The sequence below is a fragment of the Oleiphilus sp. HI0067 genome (assembly GCF_001635735.1).
Genome location: NZ_LWFI01000787.1, coordinates 1 through 346 on the forward strand (window position 1 = coordinate 1; position 346 = coordinate 346).

General features: G+C 46.2%; 1 protein-coding gene. It reads left to right on the forward strand.

What is annotated here, in order from left to right; translation table 11 throughout:
- On the forward strand, positions 1-236 hold a 236-nt coding region (locus A3739_RS08530), incomplete at its 5' end, for a c-type cytochrome (RefSeq protein WP_156502487.1).
- Between the last annotated feature and the right edge of the window lie 110 nt (positions 237-346).

A 346-nucleotide genomic window follows, 5' to 3' on the forward strand; every position in this document is an offset into this window, starting at 1 on the left:
CTAAAATGGCAGCATGTATCGCTTGTCACGGTCCTTCAGGTAAAGGTGTTGAGGCGGCAGGTTTCCCAGCGCTTAGCGGTCAGCATGCTGATTACACGATTGCGCAAATGAAAAAATGGCGTAGCGGTGAGCGAGCTAACGACGGTGATGCGCGTGTGATGCGTTCAATTGCTGCACGTATGAACGATCGTGAAATTGAAGCGGTAGCGAGCTATATTTCAGGTCTTTCTGAGTAATCGCTTCTTCATAGATTTGAAAACCCGAGACATCTACATCTCGGGTTTTTTTATGTCCGCAATATCATTTGAAAGCTAGGGAACTGTGACCTTTGTTTTCTGTCTGACAA